This window comes from Paenibacillus sp. MSJ-34, assembly GCF_018918005.1.
In the GTDB taxonomy this organism is placed as follows: domain Bacteria; phylum Bacillota; class Bacilli; order Paenibacillales; family Paenibacillaceae; genus MSJ-34.
In genome coordinates this window covers 61,368-86,247 of the sequence record NZ_JAHLPR010000014.1, presented here as the reverse complement: position 1 = coordinate 86,247, position 24,880 = coordinate 61,368, and the positions used below count along the sequence as shown (strand labels likewise).

Sequence of the window (24,880 nt, the reverse complement as noted above, 5' to 3'; positions counted from 1 at the left end):
ACGCTGGAAAAGGAGAACAGAACGATGTGGGAGCGGGCGATTGACGATGCAATGACCAAAATAAAACGGAATATCGAACGTTATCCCGGCCTCTTCCCCCATATTGCGGGGAAAGAAGCCGCGGGGGAGAAACGTTACGAATGGGGAGCGAACGACGATTGGATTGAAGGCTTTTATACCGGTATGATGTGGCTTGGTTTCGAATATGGGGGAGACGCCTCGCTCCGCGAAGCGGCCGCGTCGCAATTGGACAGTTATCGGGAGCGGTTGGAAAAGCATATTTGTTTGGATCACCATGACATCGGATTTCTATACTCGCTTTCCGCCGTCGCCCAGTGGCGCGTGCTGAAGGACGAAGGGGCGCGGGAATTGGCGCTGCGGGCTGCGGACAAGCTGCTCCAGCGTTGGCGTCCGCGAATCGGCGCGATTCAGGCGTGGGGCGTTAGGGACGATCCGGAGAACGGAGGGCGCATTATTATCGATTGCCTCATGAACTTGCCGCTCTTGTTCTGGGCATACGAGCAGACCGGAGAGCGGCGGTATTACGACGTTGCGTACCGGCATGCTCATATCAGCCGCCGATATCTGGTGCGGGGCGACGATTCGTCGTACCATACCTTCTACTTCGACCCGCAGAACGGCAACGCTCTCCGCGGCGGTACGCATCAAGGCTATCGGGACGGGTCCACCTGGACGCGCGGACAGGCATGGGGCATTTACGGGTTTGCATTATGCTTCCGCTATACGAAGGATGTGCGGTTTCTGGAAACGTCGAAACGAATGGCGCGTTATTTCATCGAGCGTTTGCCGGAAGACGGCGTCGTCTATTGGGATTTCGACGTGCCGATCGAACCGGATACGCCTCGCGACAGTTCCGCCTCGGCCATCGTCGCATGCGGCTTGCTGGAACTGCTCGATCTGCTGGAAGGGGGCGACCCGGATCGCGCTCTGTTCGCGGACGCCGTCCAGCGCAAGATGAAATCGCTTGTCGACCATTACTCGACCGTCCGCCTTCCCGACGCGGAAGGATTGCTGCAGCACGGATCTTATCATGTCCGCGGCGGGCGCGGCCCGGACGATTACATGATCTGGGGCGATTATTACTATCTGGAGGCGCTGGTCCGGTTGTCCAAAGGCATCAAGGGGTACTGGTACGAATAAGCGGCGGTTCGGGACGAAACGTTAGGGAGTTCCGACAGGCCGAACGGCGGCATTGCTGCCCATTGCATCGCTTTGATGTTGCGATTGCGTTTGTTAAAACTTGTATATTACAATAGTTAGGTCGAGTGCGAAGAACGCTCGGCCTATTCGCACTTATTCGTCCGGAAACGCGGAATGCCCGGTGGTCTATCGCGGATACCGATGCCGGATACGAGGGAGGATGAATGATGAAAGAGCAGGTCCCGCCTGGGATAAAATGGAAAAGATTGGAGTTTCTGAATAAAAGGGTGTGCGGCGCGTGGCTGATCTGGGTGGCGTTGGTCATCTTCGCAGGGCTCATGGCAGGAGGAAAGGAGCTAATCATGATGCCTGTCTTTTCATTTGGCTACGTCATCGGCATCGTCGGCATTCTAGGCAATAAAACGGTGAACCGCAAACTGTCCTACGGCAAACCGACCGTTCTGCAGAAACGGATGCTTATTTTTTCCATTGTATTGATGATTGGTTTGATGGTACTGATTGGCGGTCCGCATTTCGCGGACGGGAATTACCGCTTGATCTGGCTCGGCGCCTTTCTTGCCATCGGCATTCATTTTATACCAATGGCTTGGGGTCACGGCCCATCCATGATAGCGCTCGCCGTCCTGCTTTCTGCGAACGCCTTGTTCGGTATGTTGGACGAGAATGCCAGCTTTCAATTGGTCGCGTATATCGATATCGGCCTGAAATTGATTTTCGGCCTTTACCTGCTGCTCGCCGGCAAACCGGCATTTCAAAGAACGAATCATATTCAAGGGTAAGGCGATGATTAAGGTATGTTGGGAACGAAGCCCCTTATTTGACGAACGTTAATTCGTGAATGAGGGATACTTTGTTCCCATTTTCGTGTTTCATTACTGACCGCAAGAGCCTGGGTAGCCGTCATTCTTTTTGAATTCTTCAAGCTGCTCCCGCATTTCTTCGTCCTCAGGCATTTCGGCAACGACTTTCACCTTTTGAGCAGGTTTTTGCCGAAACTCGTCTTGATCGCTCCCCCAGATATAATCATATCCCGGCTTTATGTCGGGGGTATTTTGAAGTTCTGTGTTGTTTCTTTCATCTTTGTGCGTCAATGAAGATAGCTCCTTTCAGCCGTAAATTTGGAATCATCCATATCATTCGCAGCTTTAGGGGGGAGTATGCGGAACAAAGCGCGGTCGAAACAAGGGGGCGAGCGGTGTCCGATTGTGATCCCGCTGCCATTGCTTTCAGTGAACGGCATTATATATTTATATGTTTAAATATTTTGCCGGAGTGGACAGCAAGCAATATGATATAATTCGATTATAGAATTCAATATTTTGAAATGGGAAGGCGGTGCTCTGAAACTCTATGGAGCATATCGTATCGAAACAATGGCTGCTGGCGAGGCTCTATGAACCCGATCTTGTTATTGTGGACTGCCGCTTTGCTCTGGGTAAGCCGGAATCCGGCAGAACTGATTATGAAGAAGCGCATATTCCGCGGGCAATCTATCTAGACCTGGAGAAGGACCTCTCCGCTCCTGTGGCAAGACATGGGGGACGCCACCCCCTTCCGGACATGGAGCAGCTTGCCTTGGCACTCGGCAAAGCCGGCATCCATCGAGGCGTGCGCGTCGTCATCTATGACGACCAAGGCGGCGCGATGGCCAGCCGGTTATGGTGGCTGCTGCAGTACACGGGGCATCGGCAGGCTTATGTCTTGGATGAAGGCTTTACGGCCTGGAAGAACGCTTCTTATCCCGTCACGAACGAGCAGCCTGTCGTCATTCCGGTTACGTACGAGCTGTCGCTTAAGCCGGCCATGCTGGCCTCGATGGAGGACGTCCGCGCCGCTTCGAAGGATGGGTCGAACATCATTATCGATTCCCGCGAGCCGCGCCGCTATGCCGGTTTCGAAGAGCCGCTCGACGCGAAGGCCGGCCATATCCCGGGCGCGGTCAATTACTTCTGGAAGGGCGTTCAGGATTCCTCCGGGCATTGGAAGAATGCCGATGCGCTTCGCGAGCATTTTGCAGAGCTTCCGAAGGATGCCGGAATCATCGTCTATTGCGGGTCCGGCGTTACCGCATGCCCGAATGTGCTCGCCCTGAAGGAAGCCGGCTTTACGAAGGTGAAGTTGTACGCGGGCAGTTGGAGCGATTGGATTTCGTACGCGGAGAACCCGATCGCGACGGGAGAGAAGTAAGAGGCGGGTGGCCGCGTCGGACGCGGGCTGGAGGGCTGTGGCAGGTTGCCGGTTGACGACCTGTTGCGGCCCTCTTTTGGTTTCTCGTTCAACAGTTTGCAAACATGAAGTCGGGGAAAGCAGTTGCAAGTGGCCAGGAGTCAGCCAAGGTCAGGCAGTCGAGACTAGATCGACCACAGTAAATTGAACAGATAAATAAAGGGCTAGTTGAATGAGCAAAACAGATAAGGAGCGAAACTACAATGCCTCAAGCTAGTTGAAGTAATGTAGTCATGGTGATAGCCTAACATTTAGAATATTATTTCTTAACTATGATGGATGTACTTTCGTTTCAATGGGTCAGAGATAGAAAGGAGATGGTGTATTGTGCTGAATGAAAAGTTTGTTATCGAAAATTTGGTGCAGCAAAAGCGTTCGAGCGAGGCTCCCGTCGTGGTGATGATGTGCGGCGTGGCAGGATCGGGTAAAACAACCTTTGCTCAAAAGCTGGAGAAAGAGGGATTCGTCCGGCTCTCGATAGATGAGGATATCTGGGCCAAACACGGCCGTTATGGAGTGGATTATCCGGAGCGGAATTATGAGTCCTATCAAGAAGAATCGGAAATAAAGTTGCGTGGCGTGCTGATTAATCTGATTCAGGCTAAACACCCTGTCGTCATCGATTTCAGCTTTTGGCAGCGTCAAAGACGAAACGAATACAAGCAACTGATCGAGCGGCATGGTGGCGTATGGAAACTGATTTACTTAAAGGTTCAACCGGATGAATTGCGTCGGAGGCTTCTCGTCCGGAGTGAACGTTTTGATGCCAATGCGGCGTTTCCAATCACTGAAGATACCCTAACCCGGTTTTTAAGTGGTTTTGAGACCCCTACTGGAGAAGGGGAAATGGTGATCAAAGCATAGATAACCCTCGCACAACCTGTTACTTAGGACACCACCCCGTTGAAGGCCAAACTAACGGGATCGATAGTGCTATTTGAGGTTGGTTAGTAAAATTGCAAACAACTGTCAACAGGTTGCAAACAACAGCGTTCCAGCCTTCCCCGGCCCATCCACCCTTCGGGTATTACCTTGCTTCACTTGGCCTTTTGTTGGCGTTCCGTTCGGCTTGACCCAGCCACAGGTGGATGACTTGCTCCGGCTCAAACCGGAGTGTCGCCCCTTCCAAGCTGAAAAGGACAAAACCCACCTTTGGCCGCTAAACCTTGGGGTGGGTTTTTACTTTCTCTTGTAGTTATTCGCGATGTATGTTAAAAGAGCAATGATAAAGGTTGAAAAAGCAATCATGATGAGGATTGCATCTTTTAATTCCACGGCTTCACCTCCTTTCGAAGGGAAACCATGCCCACCCAAGGTTCAATTGTACAAGAATATCTTATCGTATACCCAAGATGCGAGCAAGTGTTCCTGCTCGAAACGGATAAGATAAGTTTAATTGACCTCTTTCATGAGATTTTCTAGATCATTCATCAAATCAGGTATCCAAGCCTCAGAACCAGGAATGGTGTCCGTTCCCCCGTATACTAGCCATTTCAACGTTTTGACAAGCCAACATATCCCGCCTACGCTTACTTGCCAGTTAAGCTGTTCTATAGATAAATCGGAGTGAACCTCATCACGAAACGCTGATAAAATATCCTTCTTTGACACGTTGCTAAAAGAACGGGCTTCAGCAATTAAACAATATAAATCTCCTAGATGGGGACTTAAATAAGCAAGTGACCAGTCAATCGGCAAAATGCCATTCTTCTGAATTACCAGGTTCTTAGCATGATAATCATGATGGACGAGGGTAAATGGGACTGTCTGATATAATTTCTGAAGTTCATGTGGGAATGTGGTTTGCAGACTTAAAAGAGTTTCGTTTCTTACAAGATGGCGCGACCTAAGCAGATCGTCCAAAAGTGCAAGGAAGTCTGCAGCGGACGCCGAGTAGGAACGAATGACTTCGCTGCGAAGATTCTTCCCTAGATTAGCCGATGCCGTTTCTCGCAATCTCGCCAATACCCTTGCCGCCTCCAGAAAATGAGCAGGGTTAGGCTGCTGTTCCAAATTATACCTTCCGCAATCCTCCATGATTATAACTGCGCTATTTTCCAGTTGAAAAAAGCCATAAATATGGGGAGATGGTACCTTTAAGGAACTCACGAGCTGTTGGTACATGGTTGCTTCCCCAGCCATCTCTTTTCCGCCCCATTTCATAATACGAGTTTGGCCCGATTTCAAAGTTACCCTGTATACTTCAGAAAGAGACCATTTCCGCAAGAGCGACCATTCAATGACTTCATCAAGCAATGGTATAATTGCATCATAAGCAGATAAACGTTCTGGAATCATAGACATCCTCCTGTGTTGTTTTTATTTATACAGCGGGAATTTTACATGAATATCCAGAAAAGTATAGACTTATAATTTCCTGTTTGATATGATGTTGAATGAGGTCTTGAAGAAATTCAGGACTCTTTTGGAAAAATAAAACAGGCTGCGCCATTACGGGCAGCCTGTTTCTTTATTTATGAACAGAGAGAATGAACTTCTCCAGTGGTCCTGTATCGGTAATGCTCTGATTGCATAGATGATGATCCATACATACGTACTGGCCAATAGCAAAATAATTATCCGGCGAAGCGTTCGCAGACTTGGTCTTGACCGAGAAGAAGGCAAGTTCTTGATGCCGGTTGCAGAACAGGCAGTACCCTTTCTTGTTGATCGGCATAATCCTTCCCTCGATCCCGGCGAATTGTCCTTCGAACGGGTAGACAATGAACAGCCTGCCCGTGGCAATATCGACCCAGCTCAAGTATGTCAAATATCGGAAGTCGATGGTTTGCAGATCCGGAACTTTCAACTTCTTATTTTTAGGGAATAACTTCTGAAGCTGTTTCGGCGTAATCGGCGGATACGGCTCTAAGTATGGTTCTAATTCGCCAAGATATCTCTGGAAATCATTGTCCGTCTCCAAGGCGGATACTTGTTCCAGCATCTGCCGCTGATCCTCTGTCAATTGAGGAAACGCTTCAATAATGTTCGCCGCAGTACGATATCTTACGGATTCAATAACCCTCCGATCCGCGACGGTTTGCAATGTCTTCTGAAGAAATTCCGCTTGCTTTTTAATGACATTGTATTGGTGGTTTCTAATAAATGTTGTACTCATAGCTTTTCAGCCCCTTATTTTTTGTTCAAAAGCAATAAGGTGCAAAGCCCATTATTAGAAACGATATAGTTGTTTGGGCGATGGAATCTATTCTATCGCACCCCACGCAAAGTATCGCCCTAGATTAGGCTTTGCATGAGGACTTCCTAGCTAATGAGCAATTCAGCATTGCCATATCTATACAACCCCCGTTTCGCTAACATACGAAAAGTATAGCAGAAGATCACTGAGTGACGCAATTGACCCCAGTGGGTAGATCATCAGATCCTTAATTTTGGCAATTTCATCATCCGACATTTGCAACATCGCGGCCTCTCCTGCCGTCTCAAGTGTGAAGATTACTTTTCCAGTTGGGGTTGATGTAGATGAAAATCGGGATGGCATTCATTATGATACTCATTGTATTGCTTACGGCATGTTCAACTGAAGTTGCGGAAAAAAGCATGAGCGGGACTAGCGGGATAGACGCAATATCTAAAACAAACAGCGGCACGGAACCGTTGCATCGGGAAGAGTCCGCTTCAAAACAAGATATGGGGGAAGCGTATAGTCTCGTTTTCGACGAGTTCATGCAACATGGAGGCGGGCTTGAGCGCGATATGCAGTATCTAGCCATCGAATTAAGCAAAATAGAGAATATTACCGCAGAAGACAAAGAGAAGGTACAAAACGATTTGAGCAAATATGGTGTGGATGTGCTGGATACGACATTGGATGAATTGGAACAAGAGGGGCGCTTGGGAGAGGCACGTTATATTGAAGGGGTGCTGCTTACTGTGGAGAGCGCGGAAGTTTCGGACAATAAAGTGATCGTTAAGGGTTCTGTCTATAAATCCGCCAAAGGCGCGATCGGTATTGAAGTCGTTGTCGAATATCGGGATGGGAAATGGGAAGTTGCCAAATCCGCAGAAACTTGGATCAGTTAATGTATACTGCAAACTTAGAATGTAGTTATTGACTTATTTTGGAGCGCGGGTTCGAAACATTAAAGACGCTTCTCGTCAAAATGGTTGGCATTGCGCAATAAATTGAACGACCAAGGGGTTGTAATGACGGATATATACGATCAAGGAAGCATACGCAATTTTATTTTTATCGATAATAACGGAATTCAGTTGGAAGCCGCTTGGCCCAAAAAGGGAGAATGAGACATATCATACGAAAGTTCAAGGAACAAGCCTCATAGTGCCGATCGTACCGGCGATGAAGGCTTGTTTCTTAATTATGGGAAAAATTTGTTTACTTTACATTACGATTATATTATGATTAACAATATTATCAATGATAATATAAAATGGATTGCAAAATAGGTGGGAGCAAATTGAACATTCAAAACGTCATTCTAGGTTTTCTATTGGACGGTCCGATGGCCGGATATGATTTGAAAGGCAAGTTCGACGAGTCGATTTCTTATTTTTTTGAGGCCACCTTCAGCGGCATTTATCCGGCCCTCAGAAAAATGGAGAGAGAAGGGCTAGTAATCAAGGAAGTGATGTTTCAAGAGGGGAAACCGAATAAAAATGTATACGCCATTACGAACAAAGGCCGCGAAGCGTTCGCGGAATATTTGGCGTCGCCGGTAGCGCAGAGCGTTCAGCGTTCCGATCTGCTCTTACGCATTTACTTCGGCTCCCATTGCTCGGACGAGCAAATCGTGAAGTGGCTCGCACAAGAACGAGCGCGGCTTCAAGACGGTCTTGCCCATCTATCGGCGATGCGGGAGGCGTTGCTTGCGAATCCGGCAACGGATCCGTTTCGGATGAAGACGTTGTCGTTCGGCATCGAGCAGCTTCAGTTAAGCTTGCAATGGGTCGATAACGAATTGGCAAATTACTCCGAAGGGGGTCGCCGTCATGAGCGATAAACGGTTATTACACTTAAGCGCGGCGGAAATGGCCAGAGGAATTCGACAGGGGCAATGGACTTCGGAAGCATTGGTGGAAGCTCACATCGGACGAATAACGGAGATCAATCCGCTCCTCAATGCAGTCATTTTTCCGATGTTCGAAGAGGCCCGGCAACTAGCGAAGGAAGCGGACCGCAAGATGAAGAGCGGAGAAGCGCCGGGGCCGTTGCACGGCGTGCCGATCACGGTGAAAGAATCGATCGAGGTTGCCGGAACGCCAAGCACATGGGGACTTGCGAGCCGCCGCGGACAAAGGGCGCAAGAGGACGATCCAAGCGTAGCTTTATTAAAGGATGCGGGCGCCATCGTGCTAGGCAAAACGAATGTCATGCAGCTATTGATGGGAAGCGAGTCCGTCAATCCGTTGTACGGTCGGACTTGCAATCCTTGGCGCCCGGGGGAGCGTTCTTCCGGCGGAAGCAGCGGGGGCGAAGCCGCTGTGATCGCGGCGGGCGGTTCCCCGCTCGGACTTGGCACCGATGTCGGAGGAAGCGTTCGAACTCCGGCCCATTACTGCGGGATTCATGCGCTCAAGCCAACGCCTGGGCGGGTGCCTGCGAAGAAACCGGAGGGAATTGCGCACGTTGTACCGGAGGCTGCGTCAATGTCAAGCATAGGCCCAATGGCGCGGCATGTCGAAGATCTCGCTTTGGCGATGCAGGTTATTTCCACGGCAGAGTCGCTGAGCCGGGCCCCTATTCGGATGAACGCTAACGGAGTGAAGGGCTTGCGCATAGCGTTTTACACGAGCGATGGCATGCTTGCTCCTTCTCCTGCGATCCAACGGGCGGTGCGCGACGCTGCCGGCGTTTTGCAACGATATGGGGCCGAGGTGCGGGAATTCGCGCTGCCGGATCCGGAGATTGCGCTGCATTCTTTTTACGCATTGCTATCGGCGGGAGGAGCGGAAGGAATCGAGAAGACCGTCGGAACGGATGAAATAGCGGAGCAAATCGCCGGCATTCGCCGGTCGTTCGGTATGTCCGCCGGCAAGAAGCGCATAGGTTCCCTGATCCTTCGCTTGCTTGGACAAAATCTGGCGGGAACGCATCTCATTCCATACATGGGGAAAAAGTCGGCGAAGGAACTGCAACGATTGATATCGCAACGGGAAGAGTACCGTCAAAGATTTCTTCGGCAATTGGAACGGCAGCAAATCGATGCGCTCATTGGCCCGCCTTTCCCGGTTCCCGCTATACCGCATGACCTATCGTTGGAAATGAGCTTCGAAGGCGCGTATGCTCTGTTGTATAACTATTTGGGCCTGCCTGCCGGCGTTATCAGCACGACTGCCGTTCGTCCCGAAGAGGAGGCGGGCGCTGCAGGAGTTGTCGGCAAGGATCGAATGGCGCAAGCCGCGGCGAAGGCGAATGTGCGCAGCGCGGGACTGCCGGTAGGCGTACAGGTGGCCGGACGGCCGTGGCGCGAAGATTTGGTACTGACGGTGATGGAATGTTTGGAAAGAGAAAGTTCCGCAGCGCAGGATTATCCGGTTGGAAAGCCGGTTCGTCGGTTGCCGGCTGGATACACCATCGACGAATAGCGGACTAATATGAAAAGCTTTCACGAATATCGAAATATTGCACAAACATATTCAAATATTGCACACCGTGGAAGCGCTCTCCCTACTACAATCGAAATCGAAGGAACTTTATGAAAGGTAGGGGGATACCAAATGACAAGGTTCAAAATGTTATTGATAAGCTTCCTTGCGATCGCATTGGTTGCGGGATGCGGATCAACCGGGGGCAATACGCCGGCAAACGAACAGGCTGCGGGAGGCGAGCCGGCCGCAACTCAGCCGAAAGAGGAAGAGAAACAGGATATGGTTACGATCAAATACTATACTTGGTACAATGGTTCGCAATTTGAGGATATCAAGAAGATTGCCGACAATTTCGAGAAGGACAATCCCGATATTCATGTAGAACCGGTACAACTTGTAGATAACGCAAACAGCACCGACTTCTACAAGAAGTTGGATATTATGAGCGCGGCGGACGATCCGATCGACGTCATTCAATTCTCACATGTCGACTTTATTATCGAGCGGGCGGCCCGAGGCGTTCTGGCCCCGATCGACGAGTATCTGGAGAAGAATAACATCGATCCCGGTAACGACTTTTACGTCAATCCGGTATATCAGGGTAAAGTGTACGGTCTTCAAGATATGGCCAGCCCTTGGGTGGTTATGATTAACAAACAAGCGCTGGATGAAGCGAATCTTCCGATTCCGGAGTGGGGCTGGACATGGGACGATTTCCGCGATTATGCGAAAAAGTTGAATAAGGGCGAAGGAGCGGATAAACAATTCGGAGCTTATTTCCATACTTGGGGAGAGTACGTGAACTTCCCGGCATACTCCGAAAAGCCGCATCCGTATTTGTCCCAAGATCAGCAGCCCATTTTCGACGACGCATCCTACAAGCAATTTTTCGAGCTGCGCCGCGCGATGGAGAAGGAAGACAAATCGGTCAAGTCGTTCTCTGAGATCGTCGGCGCCAAGCTTCATTACGCGTCGGAATTCTTCAGCGGGAAAGCGGCCATGGTGCCTACGGCAACATTCATTGTGGGAATGATCAAGGATAAAGAGAAATATCCTCATGATTTTCAGACCGTGTTTGCGCCGCTTCCCCGTTCGTCCGCCAGCGCGGAAATCGGATCTTCTTATATCGGCGGGAACTATTTATCGGTGGGGGCCACTTCCAAGCACAAAGAAGAAGCTTATAAATTCATTCAATACGTAGCTCAGCAGACCGATGTGATTCGGGATTTCCCGGGCTACAAGAAGGCGGATGCCAACAAAGTCATACAAGCTCTGGTCGGCCCGGACGCCGCATTGATCGACGAGGAATCCTTGAAAGCGACTGTCTTTGACAGCAGAGCGAAGACAGTTTACGACGCGAACTGGACAACCGATTATGCAGGGCAGATGAAGAAGGTGATCGAGGACGGTTTTAGCACTTATATGCTCGACAACCTCACGTTTGAAGCCGCACAGAAACAGATGATGGAAGATGCCAATAAAATCATCAGCCAAGCGAAAAAATAAATAGATCGACCGATTGAGAGATTGGTATAATGAGAAGGCGGCCGCCAAATGGCGGCCTTTTCAGGCTTTCGATTGAATCGGACTTCAGAGCGGAGTGAGGCGAAAGACGCATGTACAAACTGTTTAAACGATCGTTCTATATGCGGAATCAGCTAACCATGTTTATATTTATCCTGCTTCCGCTGTCCATCGTTTCGTTCATGGCCTTTTTCCTGATCAAGGATGTGGTGATCGACAAGGTACAAAGCTCGCGTCAGAATGTAGTCAATGTGATAGCCGGAGATATGGAAAAGAGTGTGGAGGACATTATATACGCCTCCAATTTATTCCGATACAACGCGCTGTATGACGACTTGAAGGCGTTCAAGAATGTGAACCGGATTGCTTCTTCGGAAGATTATAAGAGATACGGGCGCATTTCCGAAATGCTGGACCTGGCCTTCTCCAAGACTTCCGGCTTGAAAGCGCGCGTATTCTATGTGAACAAAGCCCGGTTCCAGATAGGAACGGCCGGTGCCGATTACGCTGCCAATAACAGGATCGAAGCGGTATCATCCGAACGGATCACCGAACGGTGGAAGAAGGAAGCGAATCCGGAGCGGATTTATTGGTTAAACGCGCCTGTACGACAAGGAGAATTCTACGATATTGGCGAATCGAATTATCTTTTCGTGAAAGTGATCAAAGATCATAGCGGCAATGATTATTTAGGGGTGTTGTATGTAGCCGTTTCCTACCGGTACTTCCATCAGTTGTTCGAAGGCATCGGAGCGGGACAGATCGGCTTGTATGAAGCGGACGGGACCCCGATTCTCTTATACCCGCAACAATCGGGGCTTGAATCCGTCCCTGAAGTGATCGAATTGCAGTCAACGGTCGCGAGAACGGGCTGGCAAGTGCTATATAGGTTCTCGCCTCAGGAGATTACGGACGAAATCACGAATATATTTTTTCTGTACGGGCTAATTCTTGGCGTATCGGTCCTTATTTTTATCGCGATTTCCATCGTCTTGGCGAAACGGATTCATCGGCCGTTATTCAAGCTGCAGAGAACGGCGGAGCAATTCGGAGGCGGGAATCGGCTCGTTCGATTTCCTGTAACAGGCACCGACGAATTCGGAGTTCTGGGCAGCGCCTTTAACAAAATGCTGGACCAGATCAACCGGTTGATCTCCGACGTCGAACAAGAGCAGGAGGAGAAGCGGATTATTGAACTGCAGGCTTTATTCTCCCAAATTCGGCCTCATTTCTTGATTAACACGTTGAATTCCATCAAGTGCGAATTGCTGCTTGCCGGAGATTCCGTTCGCGGCCGGCAGGTTGAAGCTTTAATGAGTCTCTTGAGAGCGTACATGCGGGTCAACGATATGAGTACGTTAAGGCAGGAATGCAAGCTGCTCCAGGATTATGTCGATATCATGAAGGTCAGAAGCCGGTTGCGCCTTTATCTCATCGTAGAGCTTCCGAAAAATCTGGAGTCATTCGAAGTTCCCCGCCTTATTCTGCAGCCATTGGTGGAGAACGCGATCGTCCACGGTTTTGCGGATCCCCCCGATTATGCGGAGATTGAGGTACAAATCGGCGAAACGGAGTCAGGGGTGGCCGTACAGGTGAAAGATAACGGGACTGGCATGGAAGAAGCGCAGATCGACGGACTCAGGACAATGCTTAGGGAGGAAGCGCATGTTGAGGAAAATCGCGGAGTCGGGTTGTTAAACACGCTCAGGCGCTTGCGTCTAACTTACGGAGAGAAGGCAGCAATAGACGTGCGGCGAAATGAGGATGCCGGAACCACATTTATTATGTTTCTTCCCAAACCGGAGGAAAGCAGCCGCCAACAAGCGCAGGGCGAATGACTGCAGCCGATGAGCGGTGAGCAGCCAAGGTAACAATATTTCACATATGAGTATAAATCGTTTGCGCCGGTCTTCCCTCAATCCATTATATTACTCTCATAGATACATATAGATTGAGGTGAGAGAGATGGCATTGATTTCCACGAAGACGGATGGGGAGAGAGGCAGGAAGGTTTTTTGGACGAACTCCCGCAGGGAATCGTTGGTCGGATTTTTATTTGTCGTCCCGGAGATTACGGGCATCCTGTTATTCGGCGTTTTCTCGTTATTCTTTTCGCTTTATTTGAGCTTTACGGAATGGAACCTGGTAGGAGGATTCGATGCGATCCATTGGATCGGTCTCGATAACTACAAGGCGATTCTCTCCGATGCGAAATTTCTTAAAGCATTGAAGAACAATTTGCTCTATTCGGTCATTCTCGTTCCGGTCAGCATGGCGCTCGGATTGATTCTGGCTGCAGTCATCCATTCCAAGGTATACCTGAAAGAACTGTTCAAGGTGGTTTTCTTTATCCCGTATATTGCTACCACCGTAGCGATTGCAACCGTGTTCAGCGTATTGTTCCACCCTACGCAAGGCGTAATCAACAACATCTTGATGTCGTTAGGGATGAGCGAGCCTCCGGGGTGGCTGGGCAGCACCAATTACGCTCTTTGGGCGATTATTATTATCGCGGTGTGGCAGGTTCTCGGCTACAATATGATCATTTATCTGGCCGGATTAACGAACATACCCGATGAGCTATACGAAGCGGCGGAAATCGACGGCGCCGGATCTTTACACAAATTTTTCAAGATAACCGTTCCTTTGCTCGGGCCGACCACTTTTTTCTTGAGTATTACCGGCATCGTCTCTTCCTTTAAGGTGTTCGATTTGATCGCATTTCTGACTTCGGGAGGTCCGAATAACGCGACCAACGTATTGGTTTATTACCTTTACGAGGAAGGCTTCCAAAATTTCCGTATGGGCTACGCTTCGGCATTGTCTATGGTGCTGTTTCTGATAATCGCTATGATTACGATAGCCACATCGCGTATGCAGAAGAACGAGTTTTAGGAGGTACAACCGGTGAAAAAATTGCGTTTAGGTAAATGGATCGCTACCGTCATAATCGGCCTTTTCTCCTTGTTGTTCATTTCTCCATTGGTTTGGATGCTCTCCGCAGCCGCCAAGTATGAAGTGGATGTGATGAAATTTCCAATCGAATGGATTCCGGCCCAGTGGAACATGATCGAGAATTTCAAAACCGTATGGCTCGGACATGTGCCGTTCGGCTTGTACTATATGAACTCGCTGAAACTTGCGATCCTAATGACATTGCTGACGCTGCTCTTCTCATCCATGGCCGGCTATTCGTTCGCCAAATTGAATTTTCCGTTCAAAAATGCGTTGTTCGTGCTTGTGCTCTCGTTCTTTCTTATCCCGCAGGAATCGACGTTGGTCCCAAGATATATCCTTGTCAAATGGTTCGGGCTTTACGATACGCACTCCGCACTGGTATTGATGGGAGCGTTTTCGATCCCGCTGACCTTTCTGGCGCGCCAATTTATTAGGGATATTCATACGGAGTATATCGAAGCGGCCAAGATTGACGGCGCCGGCCATTTGCGAATTTATTGGCAGATCGTTCTGCCGATGGCCAAACCGATCTTGGCTACCGTAGGCATTCTGAAGTTTCTCTGGACATGGAACGATTACCAGAACCCGTTGATTTTCCTGATCAGTAAAAGCAAGTATACCGTTACGCTCGGCATACAGTCGTTTGCTTCCCAATACGGTACGAGTTATGCGGTGATTATGATGGCTGCCGTCTCGACGATTTTGCCTATTCTTATCGTTTTCGTGCTTCTTCAGAAACAAGTGATTAAAGGAATAACTGTGGGAGGAGTCAAAGGATAGACAGACCTGCCTGCAGATGCGGAGGGAAGCTGCATGACTTATCGGATGATGCTGGTTGACGACGACGTTCCCATGCTAAGTTATTTGGAGCAGCTGCTGCCATGGGATGAGCTCGGCCTAAGAATAACCGCTTCGGCTTGCTCCAGCGTTCAGGCATTGCGCCTGTTCAAAGAGAAGGACCCGCAATTGGTTATTACGGATATAGGTCTTCCGCAGATGGATGGGGTCGAACTGGCTATGGAGATGAAGAAAATCAATCCGGATGTCCGGATTATTTTCCTCACCTGTCACGAGGATTTCTATTACGCCCGCAAGGCGGTACAGATCAGCGCGGACGATTATTTGATCAAGGATGAACTCGATTCCGACAAATTGAAGGAAAGCGTTCTTAAGGCGGTTTCGCATCTCGACGAAATAACAAGCCGCCTGGAGCAATTATCGAATCGAATCGAAATTCAACGGCACAAAAACTTGCTTAAACAGTCGTTCATGAAGCAGATTTTGTCCGGAGACGACTCGGATTCGGCGAAGCAATTGGGTTTAAGAATAGGAGTCGTGTGGAAAAAAAACGACTTCCTGATGGCGCTCGGCATGTTCGATTACGCTTCATTCGCGGCGCGCTACAGCTTCAAGGATCTTCCGTTGATCCGGTTCGCCCTCTATAATATTGCGGAAAATGTGGCTTTGGGTATGGATGGAATATCGGTGTTTCAAGACGAAGAAGGGACGATTCTGCTGATCTATAATTACGAGAAGAATCTTGCCGTCAATGCGCATGAACGATTCGGCCGATATATGGACCAAGTTCATAGCGCGGTGCAGGAGTATATCAAGGTGCGAATGCGAGTCGTCGTCAGCAATCCGTTTCGGGACGTCCAATCGATCGGTTCCGTCCATTCCCGCCTGAAGCAGTATGATTCCGACCTGTATTACGATTCGGTTTCCTATGCCGTCCTGCAGGAATGGAAGCCGGCCGAGTGGCTGAGAACCCCCCATATGACGACAGGCGTAAGAGCGGCATTCTTGTCTGCCGCACGCGAAGGGAACCCGGAATCGATACTGGAATTGTTCGATCAATCGTTGGCAGAAATGAAGGAAAGCGCGGTCTACCCCTCCAGAGGGCTATCGGAATGCTCGCAAATGATCCGTATGATCGAGTTTGAGCTCGGTTATCAGGTGGAATCGGAGTCCTTTCATTACTATCTCTTGCATTCGGGGAGAATCGAAGAGACGTTGGAACTGATCCGTATGCGGATTCGGCATGTCATGGGTCCGGCGGCAAATTCCGGCATCATGTTCTCGAAAACGCCCAGGCTGAAAATTATTGAGGATTATGTGAGAGAGCACTTGTCGGAGAATATTACAGCCGTCACGATGGCGAATCGCCTGTTTCTGAATCCGAATTACTTCTCCCGCTACTTTAAGAAATTAACCGGCATGAATTTCACGGATTATGTTCATCGGCTGAAGATGGATATAGCGGCGCAGATGATCAAGAACGATGCGGGCAAGATCGAAGTCATATCCATGAAATTAGGCTATTCGGATCGAACTTATTTCTCGAAGGTGTTCAAAAAGTATAACGGCGTAACTCCAAGCGAATATAGGTAAGGCCGAGAAAAGAAAGGGCTCATCCGCATGACGGCGGGTGGGCCTTTCGTTTGTTTGCAATCGCAACTGTGCCGCACACATCCCCGTACAAAAATTGCACATATTAGTAAATTTCGTGCACGCTCCGGAAGAATCGTTTCCCTATTATAGTATTAAAACAAAAGCCGGCATGAAGCCGTTCAGGAGGTGAATTTTTTTGACGGACCGCCCGTTTTTTCATGGCAAAGCGAAGAGAGTTGCGTTGGTTTCATTGGTTGCCGCCGTTGCCGCAAGCTTTATTTTCGTCGCTTTCTTCTTAATCAAGCCGGTAAGCGGATCGTTTCAACAGGGGGATGAAGGCGACTTGTTGACCATTGACGGATTTGGGGTGTCCGAACAAGAATTTCTGCTGTTTTTATACGATGAACGAGCATTGACCGCCAATACTTTTTATCAGCAATACGGCGCGGATGCCGACTCCGATTTTTGGGATCGTAAGTTTGACGGGCAAACCCCCTTGGAATACGCCCGCAACAGCGCGCTTGACAAGCTGCTGACAGCCAAAATGGAAGCGATCGTTGCCGTGGAACAGGGACTGATCGGCAAGGACATCCGCTTTTCCTCCATCATGAACGAACGGGAAAGGACGAATGCCGAGCGTGAGCGCATGCTGAAGGACGGCGAGGTGTTTTACGGTTTGTCCTCCTTTGACGAGTATCAATATTACAACTATATCAGAAACCATGTTTGGTCCGAACTTGTCAAGTGGTACTCGAATAAAACGAAGGTGACGGATGAAGAGTTGTATCCCGTTTACGAAGCGAATAAAGATTTGTTTACGTTGGGTGTAGAACTTACATACATGATGTTGCGCCAAGACGGCTCCACCGAAATATTGACGCAGACGGAGAACGATATCCCCAAAGGAGATACGCAAGCGCTTGACATATGGTATGAACTGAAGGAACTGGAGCCGGGTCAGAAACGGAGTGAAGTCGAATACAAAGGCGAGGTCGTCGATGTATTGTTGATGTCCAAGAAGGAAATGGGTGATAAGCCATTTTCGGATGCGAAACCGCTTTTGCTCCAAATCTATGCGGAGGATCAGCTTCGATTGTTGGTGAAGGAACGCGTTGAAAGCGCAAACATAAGCATTGACCGGCAAAAATTTAACGCTATCCGATTCTAATTCTAATTTGAGGGGGGAAATATATGTCTCTTTTTCGACAGTTCAAAAAGATTGTATCGCTTGTTCTCATCTTCTCGCTTGCAGGAGCGAATTTGGCGCAAGCTAATGTACAAGCCGATCATTCAGAGGCGGGGTTGCTTACGCCGAATGCTGCCTATGACAAGCCGGAAGGAATCGGGAAGGGGGAAAACGGACGGATCGTTCTTGACGCGAATGATGTTCCGGCAACTGCGGACACGGTGACGGTGACCGCGGAAGTGTACTACTCCATCTCTCCTGAAAGCGCTGTCTATCATCGTGGATCCGCACAGGATCTGACGGTGACCGTTTCGCCTCATCTGGATGGTTTTGCGGATGTAAAGTGGAACGGCGCGTCGATCGGCAGCGAAAATTACAGCGTGAATACGCCGGGACATACTGTTGCGATTGCAAATCAATTTTTAGACAGTTTGCCGCCGGGAAGCTATACGTTTCAATTGAGCTTTGGGGATGTTGCGCGCGAATTGCAGCTGACGATAAGCGGCGAATCGAATGCGGCGACAGGCCTGGCATGGTCCGGCGCCAAGGCGATATGGGACGAGATGCCAGGTGCGGCCGGCTATGTGGTTGAATTGTTTAAGAACGGAACGTCACTGGGTTCGGAAGCCTCTTTGACGAACCAATATGATTGGACTGGTCTGATTAGTCAACACGGCCCGGGAGACTACGCATTCAAGGTGAAAGGCGTAACGGCCGATAATCGGCATACCCCGGATTCCGCATTAAGCGATCCCAAAGGCTTCGGCCTGTCGATTACGCAACAACCCCGTTTTCAAATCCTGTCGAATCCGGGAACTGTGACGTTGTCCGCAGCTGCCGATTCGGTTAACGGCGATCCGTCGGAGTACCAATGGTATGTTGTAGACAAGGAGCCGGATGCGGAGCCTGTAAGAATAGAAGGCGCGACCGGCAGCAGCTATACGTTTGCGGCCGACTTGGCGGATAATGCCAAGAGCTATTACTGCGTCATCACGAATGGAGTATCCGTCGCGTCTGCCAGAGCGCTGCTCTTGGTAGGGGACAGTCAAGCCCCTGACCGATTTATTGCGCCTGCAGCCGTTACATTGGGCGAAGCGAGCGGCAAGGATGCGGTTGTCGGTTTTAGCTCAAATCTGGCAAACTACGATTTTTGGCATGCTTTTATATTGTATAAGGACAATATGGCCGTCGATGCGTTCGTCTTTAACGCGCAGTCGAACCGGCAAAGCCTGATTTCACAGATGAGAGCAGCCGGTTCGGGCGACTACCGGGTATCGATGGTTACGCTCGGCACAATGTATGACGGTAAATCTTACGCGAACAGTCCGGAATCGGATCTGTCAAACGCGATTGCAATCCAATCTCTCGGCAAGCCCGAAGCGACAGGGTGGAAGGGGAGAACGGCGAACTGGAACTCTGTTGACTATGCCTGGAAGTATGAATTGCAGCTCTGCCTGAACGATGTTCCCGTTCATCAACCCGTACTGATCGATGCGCCGGCGACACAGTATACATTCGCTTTGCCCGATGCGCAGGCATACATATATACGGTAAGGGCGTTAGGCAATCCGGATACGCGATATACGGATTCGGAACCGTCTGACCAAAGCGCAAGTTACAGCGGGAAAGATTTGGCGTTGAGCTTTGATTCAACCGTGTTGAGCAAGGGCTCCGGCGACAGGCTGTTCATTGACGGCGGATTCGACTACGTCATCGATCATGTCGCCTATAGTCTTAACGATGAAGACAAGGATAAGGTTGAAGTGGACCGGGACGGCAACATCCAAGTCAAGCCCTCTTACAATCCGGACGAGTCGGGAGATGACCAGGTAACTGTATACGCGACGGTATCTTATTATGAGGGAGACGACATCCTCTTCGTGGATCATTTTGAGGACGACAAGAAGTTTACTGTCGGAATTCCCGGCTCCTATAGCCATTCCACGGTGAAGCCGCATTATGGGCGAAGCGCCGCTACGGCCGTGTCCGGTACGACGGGACCTGCCAGAGCGGTGGTGAATTCAAGAGCGGACAGCCCGGTTCATGGCACGGTAACGGCTTGGTTTTACGATCCCGGCGATATGGACCAACTGATCAAATTGGCGTTCAGCGTCCAGAATGCCGCCAATAACAACAGCACCAGCAATTATTATGCGCTAGGCGTAGTGCAGGATAAAAGCGATACAAACCGGTACGGTTATTATATCTGGCGCGCCGGCAGCGCATGGAACCCTACGGACGGCTCGACCGGCGATAAAATCGAACGTTCCGCAGGATGGCATAAATTCGAGTGGGTCGTTAACGGCGACGGCATGACCGCCAAAATTGACGGGCAAACCGCATATAGAACGACTGCCGTCAAGGACATCGGCGCTCTTGTTCTGATGACGAACTGGAACGCTAACGCCGGAAATATCGAAAATCGCTGCTTTTTTGACGATGTTTCCGTCGTCTCGGAGTCGGCGGCTCTGAAGACCGCCACGGTCTCCGCGCAGGTCAAGTTAGCCGGCAAACAATATACGGTGACGCCCGATGTTGTTGAATTTGACCTGGCCAACAAGAAAAATATCGCCCTGCGCGTGACGCCGGACCTGGCTGACCTGACCGGAGTGTTGTACAACGGCCGGAAACTTGTCGAAGACGTCGATTACCGCCTCATAGACGCCACGGACCTAATGTTGCTCAAGGACGGCTTCTTAAGCTCGCTTCCCGTGGGCAAGGCAACCGTCGCGCTTGAATTTGAAGGCGGAAAGACGCTGGATATTACGGTCGACATTGCGAATCACGAACCGAGAGCGTATTATGTTTCGAATCAAACCGGAAATGATGCCAATGACGGCTTGACGCCGGAGACTGCCTGGAAATCGTTGGACAAGATCAATCAGACCGGATTCAATCCCGGGGACCGAATCTTCCTGGATGCCGAGTCGATTTGGAACGGGCAACTGAAGCTGCGAGGCTCCGGCACGGAGGGCAAGGCGATCAAGCTTGGCAAATACAACGACGGAGGGCACAAGTACAAGAGACCTGTTATTAACGGCGGCGGCACCATAAGCAAGGACCCGTACTATATTTTTGACACCAATCCGGTAGAAAAACGTTTAGCTTCCGGCGCTGTTGAGCTCGTCAATGAGGAATATTGGGAAATCGACGGGCTTGAAGTGACAAATCTCGGTCCCCAATGGGAGATAGGGCGCAACGGCATTATGATTATGAATAATTACGCCGGGACGCTGGAGGAGCGCACTCCCGAAAACTTTATGGCCAGCAAAAAAAGCCATATATACGTGACCAATTCTTACGTACACGACGTCAATGCCCTTCATCAGAGCTATGGCGGCGCCAAGGTGGCCGGCGGCATTATATTTTACGGCTATATCGACGATATTTTGGCTGAAGGCAATACCGCCATCCGCTGCGACAACGAAGGAATTCGCAATACGGGATTCCATCCGGACGGTTGGACGAAAAGCGGATATCCCGCCATTATGAAGGTTCGTTACTTCAACAACTACATGGCGAACGGCTCGGGCGACGCCATGGTTCTATCCAACGCGCTTGAGGGAGAAGTCCGTTACAACTATATTACGGGGTTTGGGAAAACGTATTTGACCGACGCGAAGCCGAACGGGGAAGGTCCGAACATCACCGACGGGATCGGCAAATATATCAGTGTGGCCAATTACGCCGCTCTCTGGTTCATGGGCGCCAAGGATTCCGTGATGGAATATAACGAAGTGGTGGACAACCCGTACAATTGCGCCGACGGCGAAGCATTTGACATCGACAGTTTCAATGACGGGGCAGTTTATCAATATAACTACAGCCGAAACAATTATGGCGGTTTCATGTTGTTCATGCCCGCTTCGAAGAACAGCGTTGTGCGTTACAACATTAGTATTGACGACGGCAGTCCCCAAGAAGGATCCGCGGCATCCTCGCATTTGTTTTATTATGCGGTTGGCGGCAGTTCAAGCAGCGCGGATTATCCGTTGATACACAACAATATTTTCAAGCTTGGCGCAAATACGACGCGAATATTCGGTACAGGCAGCACAGGCTCGATCTGGACCCATTTTTACAACAATATTGTGTACGGCAAAGACACGATCAGCGTTTTCGACATAGGTTCAAAGAGCGTCATGACGCATGGGAGCTTCGATTACAATATCATTTATCCGGAAACCTTGATCGATCGAAGCAAATTTGCCGCAGGCGTGTATGGATCGCATAATATGTATGCGGATCCGGCCACGATCTTGGCAAATATAGAGCAGTCTCTCGATATTGACGTCATTCCTAAAGACGATATTCCAACCAACGGAACGATTGTTGAGAACGGAGATAAGAATACGGTTCTGTCCAACTCTAGAAATACAGGGACCGGCAAAGCGATCGCCCGTTCCGAGTTTGACGCGTCCAAGCTGGCGGGCTTCAAGCTCAAGTCGGCGGATAGCAATGCCGCGGTAGGCGCCGGATTTCGAGCGGATCAAACGCTTGCAGGCTGGCGGGACGTAAGCCAAATTTTCCCGTTGACACGCGACTTCTTCGGAAACGCCATTCGACCCGACGATGCGCTTGACATCGGCGTGCAACAAATCGGGAACGAAGGCCTGAAAGCGGTCGAGTTTGAAACGGGTCGGGGAGGAAGCTATATTCCGCATCAGGTTGTACCTGTCGGCGGCCATGCAGCCAAACCGTCAACGGACCCAACTAGGGAAGGTTACAAATTCGGCGGCTGGTATACGGACGAAAGCTATGCGACGGCGTGGAACTTTGAAACCGGCACGGTCTTCGATAATACGGTTCTTCATGCCAAGTGGATCGCGCCTACGGATGCGTCTCCTGCCGAGAAGGCGGCAGCGGACATGGAGGCGCTCGAAATAGGCTTTGCCGTTGGCGATACGGCCGATGGGGTAACCGGGAACCTTATCTTGCCGAAGACAGGCGCGGTATATGGATCCACGATTGTTTGGACGACGGATCGACCGTCCGTTATCGACAATAACGGAAATGTGAAGCGCCCTGCCTATACCGAAGGGGATGCTCGCGTGACGATAACCGCTCTCATCATTAACGAAGAAGCGAAAATAACGAAAACATTCGCAGTAACGGTACGCAAGCTCGACAATACGGCCGGCAATGAGTTTACCATAGCTCCGATCATCAACCAGACAGCGGCGCCGTTAACGGAAGGTTACGCGTCCGGTTCGCAGGAGACGAAGACGATTGTCGTCAAGCGAACGGGTACGGGCGATTTGACGAATCTGGCCGTAGCTTTAGGCGGAGCGGATGCAGACAAATTCACGATCACGCAGCCGGCGGCAACGACGCTCAATGCCGCAACGCCTGCCACGACCTTCACTGTGACAGCGAAGAACGGTCTGGCGGCAGGAACGTATACGGCAAAGGTAACGGTATCCGCGGCCGAGATGGAGGACGTAACGTTTACCGTGACGCAAGCGGTGACGAAATCCACTGCGCTTGAGGCTCCGCAGCAACTTGCCGCAGCGGGAGGGGATCGTCGGGTAACGTTGAGTTGGAAGATAGCGGCCGGAGCCGTTACCTACGCCGTATACAAATACGAAGGAACGGCTGCGCCAATGGACCCTAACCAGTGGGATCTCGTAACAAGCAATGTAACGACGAACTCTTATACCGTTCCCGGATTAACGAACGGAACGAGCTATGCGTTCGTTGTAAAGGCCATCTATGCGGAAGGCGCCAGCGATTTCTCGAATACGGCGACAGCGGTCCCAAGAGCGGCCGGAGGGAATAGCGGTTCCGGCAGCGACGGCGATTCGAGCGGGCGGTACGGCGGCGGTCCCGGAATCGTCGCATCGGCCAACGGCTTCGTTTCCATTCCGGTTGGAAGAAGCGGAGAAGTCAGCCTGGGCGGGGAAATCATCATTAAAGTTCCTGCTGGGGCGGCAGGGCAGGAACTGCGCATCGCGATCGAGAAGCTGTCCGATCCTTCGCGCCTCTTGACGGATCGGGAAACGCCGGTCAGTTCAATGTTCCAAGTGTCGAAGAATATCGGAGGCAACCTTAAGAAGCCGGTCACGTTGTCGATCAAGTTCGATGCGGCGAACGTCGGCAAGGATCGGAAAGCCGCCATCTTCTATTACGACGATGAGAAGAACATGTGGATTGAAATAGGCGGCAAAGTTGACGGCGAATGGATCACTGTCGAGGCAGAGCGCTTTGCCAAGTTTGCCGTGATGGCGGCGGAAAAGGAGGAGGACGGAGAAGAAGCGGAGCAGCCGGACCCGATGTTCACCGACATGGCCGGTCATTGGAGCGAGCGTTCCGTCAACGCGCGGCGTCGCAACAGATCGTAAGCGGCTACCCGGATGGAACGTTCAAGCCGGACAGCCCGGTCACCCGCGCCGAATTTACGGTCATGCTTGCGCGTACGCTGAAGTTGGATGGCGCTGGATCGGCGCCAGCGCTCACGGATTGGTCCAAGATTGGCGCCTGGGCTGAGCAAGCAGTCGCACTCGCCGTGCAAGCGGGCATTGTGAACGGGTACGAAGACGGAAGCTTCCGGCCGGAAGCGCATATTACCCGGGCGGAAATGGCATCGATGATTGCCAGAGCGCTAGGGGGGCTTCTGGACGAGAATGCGACCACGGGCTTCGCCGATGACGAAGACATTCCAAAGTGGTCGAAAGGCGCGGTGGCAGCAATCCGTCAGTTGGACATCGTCATCGGACGCGGCGCCGGCCGATTCGTTGCGAACGATGCCGCAACGAGGGCGGAAGCGGTCGCGATGCTGCTCAGAATGCTGGAATATCAAACCCATCCATAGATTGTAGAGGGCGGATAAGGGGTTCATCTTGG

At 50.6% G+C, this 24,880-nt stretch carries 19 protein-coding genes; 15 read left to right on the top strand and 4 right to left on the bottom strand.

The features are described from left to right. Positions 1-24 precede the first annotated feature (24 nt). Positions 25-1,161 carry a glycoside hydrolase family 88 protein gene (locus KQI79_RS09375; RefSeq protein WP_216537966.1) on the top strand — a complete coding sequence of 379 codons (1,137 nt, stop codon included), beginning with the start codon at positions 25-27 and terminating at the stop codon, positions 1,159-1,161. Between the two features lie 224 nt (positions 1,162-1,385). Next, positions 1,386-1,961 carry a DUF6609 family protein gene (locus tag KQI79_RS09370; RefSeq protein ID WP_216537965.1) on the top strand — a complete coding sequence of 192 codons (576 nt, stop codon included), beginning with the start codon at positions 1,386-1,388 and terminating at the stop codon, positions 1,959-1,961. Positions 1,962-2,054: 93 nt separating this feature from the next. On the opposite strand, the gene KQI79_RS09365 is transcribed toward KQI79_RS09370, so the two are convergent. After that, complete coding sequence (locus tag KQI79_RS09365; RefSeq protein WP_216537984.1) at positions 2,055-2,273, bottom strand: hypothetical protein; 219 nt, start codon at positions 2,271-2,273, stop codon at positions 2,055-2,057. Between the two features lie 259 nt (positions 2,274-2,532). Here KQI79_RS09365 and KQI79_RS09360 point away from each other — a divergent pair, with 259 nt between their 5' ends. After that, on the top strand, positions 2,533-3,369 hold the full coding sequence (locus KQI79_RS09360; RefSeq protein WP_216537964.1) for a sulfurtransferase: 837 nt from the start codon (positions 2,533-2,535) through the stop codon (positions 3,367-3,369). Between the two features lie 366 nt (positions 3,370-3,735). Further along, the gene (locus KQI79_RS09355) at positions 3,736-4,272 is read left to right on the top strand and encodes a P-loop nucleotide/nucleoside kinase family protein (protein WP_367398157.1); all 537 of its coding nucleotides are present in this window, start codon (positions 3,736-3,738) and stop codon (positions 4,270-4,272) included. 315 nt (positions 4,273-4,587) lie between these two features. Here the strand turns inward: KQI79_RS09355 and KQI79_RS27520 are convergent, their stop codons facing one another. The 3 genes from KQI79_RS27520 to KQI79_RS09345 all read right to left on the bottom strand — a co-directional run bounded on the left by KQI79_RS27520 (position 4,588) and on the right by KQI79_RS09345 (position 6,526). Further along, complete coding sequence (locus tag KQI79_RS27520; RefSeq protein ID WP_483311375.1) at positions 4,588-4,683, bottom strand: putative holin-like toxin; 96 nt, start codon at positions 4,681-4,683, stop codon at positions 4,588-4,590. Positions 4,684-4,800: 117 nt separating this feature from the next. After that, complete coding sequence (locus KQI79_RS09350; RefSeq protein WP_216537962.1) at positions 4,801-5,706, bottom strand: phosphotransferase; 906 nt, start codon at positions 5,704-5,706, stop codon at positions 4,801-4,803. Between the two features lie 172 nt (positions 5,707-5,878). Next, on the bottom strand, positions 5,879-6,526 hold the full coding sequence (locus tag KQI79_RS09345; protein WP_216537961.1) for a FusB/FusC family EF-G-binding protein: 648 nt from the start codon (positions 6,524-6,526) through the stop codon (positions 5,879-5,881). Positions 6,527-6,891: 365 nt separating this feature from the next. On the opposite strand from KQI79_RS09345, the gene KQI79_RS09340 reads away from it, so the two are divergent. From KQI79_RS09340 to KQI79_RS09290, 11 genes are all read left to right on the top strand, one after another. Beyond that, positions 6,892-7,452: a hypothetical protein gene (locus KQI79_RS09340; RefSeq protein ID WP_216537960.1), complete on the top strand. Its 561-nt coding sequence runs from the start codon at positions 6,892-6,894 to the stop codon at positions 7,450-7,452. A gap of 395 nt (positions 7,453-7,847) precedes the next feature. After that, positions 7,848-8,390: a PadR family transcriptional regulator gene (locus KQI79_RS09335; protein ID WP_216537959.1), complete on the top strand. Its 543-nt coding sequence runs from the start codon at positions 7,848-7,850 to the stop codon at positions 8,388-8,390. Further along, positions 8,380-9,975 carry an amidase gene (locus tag KQI79_RS09330; RefSeq protein WP_216537958.1) on the top strand — a complete coding sequence of 532 codons (1,596 nt, stop codon included), beginning with the start codon at positions 8,380-8,382 and terminating at the stop codon, positions 9,973-9,975. The genes KQI79_RS09335 and KQI79_RS09330 overlap by 11 nt, the downstream gene beginning before the upstream one ends. A 132-nt stretch (positions 9,976-10,107) precedes the next feature. Then, positions 10,108-11,484, top strand: a complete 1,377-nt coding sequence (locus tag KQI79_RS09325) for an ABC transporter substrate-binding protein (protein ID WP_216537957.1) — start codon at positions 10,108-10,110, stop codon at positions 11,482-11,484. Between the two features lie 110 nt (positions 11,485-11,594). Further along, a complete protein-coding gene (locus tag KQI79_RS09320; RefSeq protein ID WP_216537956.1) occupies positions 11,595-13,340 on the top strand; it encodes a sensor histidine kinase in 1,746 nt (581 codons plus the stop codon). 127 nt (positions 13,341-13,467) lie between these two features. Further along, a complete protein-coding gene (locus KQI79_RS09315) occupies positions 13,468-14,397 on the top strand; it encodes a carbohydrate ABC transporter permease (RefSeq protein WP_216537955.1) in 930 nt (309 codons plus the stop codon). 12 nt (positions 14,398-14,409) lie between these two features. After that, positions 14,410-15,240: a carbohydrate ABC transporter permease gene (locus tag KQI79_RS09310; protein ID WP_230191289.1), complete on the top strand. Its 831-nt coding sequence runs from the start codon at positions 14,410-14,412 to the stop codon at positions 15,238-15,240. A 33-nt stretch (positions 15,241-15,273) separates the two neighbouring features. After that, the gene (locus KQI79_RS09305; protein WP_216537954.1) at positions 15,274-16,851 is read left to right on the top strand and encodes a response regulator; all 1,578 of its coding nucleotides are present in this window, start codon (positions 15,274-15,276) and stop codon (positions 16,849-16,851) included. A gap of 196 nt (positions 16,852-17,047) precedes the next feature. Then, a complete protein-coding gene (locus KQI79_RS09300) occupies positions 17,048-18,019 on the top strand; it encodes a hypothetical protein (RefSeq protein WP_216537953.1) in 972 nt (323 codons plus the stop codon). Positions 18,020-18,042: 23 nt separating this feature from the next. Further along, positions 18,043-24,378 (top strand): immunoglobulin-like domain-containing protein, encoded by a 6,336-nt coding sequence (locus tag KQI79_RS09295; protein ID WP_216537952.1) that lies wholly within the window; start codon positions 18,043-18,045, stop codon positions 24,376-24,378. Continuing rightward, the gene (locus KQI79_RS09290; RefSeq protein ID WP_216537951.1) at positions 24,333-24,848 is read left to right on the top strand and encodes an S-layer homology domain-containing protein; all 516 of its coding nucleotides are present in this window, start codon (positions 24,333-24,335) and stop codon (positions 24,846-24,848) included. Before KQI79_RS09295 ends, KQI79_RS09290 begins: the two co-directional genes overlap by 46 nt. The last annotated feature ends 32 nt before the right edge of the window (positions 24,849-24,880 follow it).

What these genes read in the sequence shown, in the direction of transcription:
- KQI79_RS09350 (WP_216537962.1), bottom strand. Translation starts at nt 5,706, where the DNA reads ATGATTCCAGAACGTTTATCTGCTTATGATGCAATTATACCATTGCTT.
- KQI79_RS09320 (WP_216537956.1), top strand. Translation starts at nt 11,595, where the DNA reads ATGTACAAACTGTTTAAACGATCGTTCTATATGCGGAATCAGCTAACC.
- KQI79_RS09375 (WP_216537966.1), top strand. Translation starts at nt 25, where the DNA reads ATGTGGGAGCGGGCGATTGACGATGCAATGACCAAAATAAAACGGAAT.
- KQI79_RS09295 (WP_216537952.1), top strand. Translation starts at nt 18,043, where the DNA reads ATGTCTCTTTTTCGACAGTTCAAAAAGATTGTATCGCTTGTTCTCATC.
- KQI79_RS09345 (WP_216537961.1), bottom strand. Translation starts at nt 6,526, where the DNA reads ATGAGTACAACATTTATTAGAAACCACCAATACAATGTCATTAAAAAG.
- KQI79_RS09360 (WP_216537964.1), top strand. Translation starts at nt 2,533, where the DNA reads ATGGAGCATATCGTATCGAAACAATGGCTGCTGGCGAGGCTCTATGAA.
- KQI79_RS09330 (WP_216537958.1), top strand. Translation starts at nt 8,380, where the DNA reads ATGAGCGATAAACGGTTATTACACTTAAGCGCGGCGGAAATGGCCAGA.
- KQI79_RS09315 (WP_216537955.1), top strand. Translation starts at nt 13,468, where the DNA reads ATGGCATTGATTTCCACGAAGACGGATGGGGAGAGAGGCAGGAAGGTT.
- KQI79_RS09325 (WP_216537957.1), top strand. Translation starts at nt 10,108, where the DNA reads ATGACAAGGTTCAAAATGTTATTGATAAGCTTCCTTGCGATCGCATTG.
- KQI79_RS09305 (WP_216537954.1), top strand. Translation starts at nt 15,274, where the DNA reads ATGACTTATCGGATGATGCTGGTTGACGACGACGTTCCCATGCTAAGT.
- KQI79_RS09340 (WP_216537960.1), top strand. Translation starts at nt 6,892, where the DNA reads ATGAAAATCGGGATGGCATTCATTATGATACTCATTGTATTGCTTACG.
- KQI79_RS09370 (WP_216537965.1), top strand. Translation starts at nt 1,386, where the DNA reads ATGATGAAAGAGCAGGTCCCGCCTGGGATAAAATGGAAAAGATTGGAG.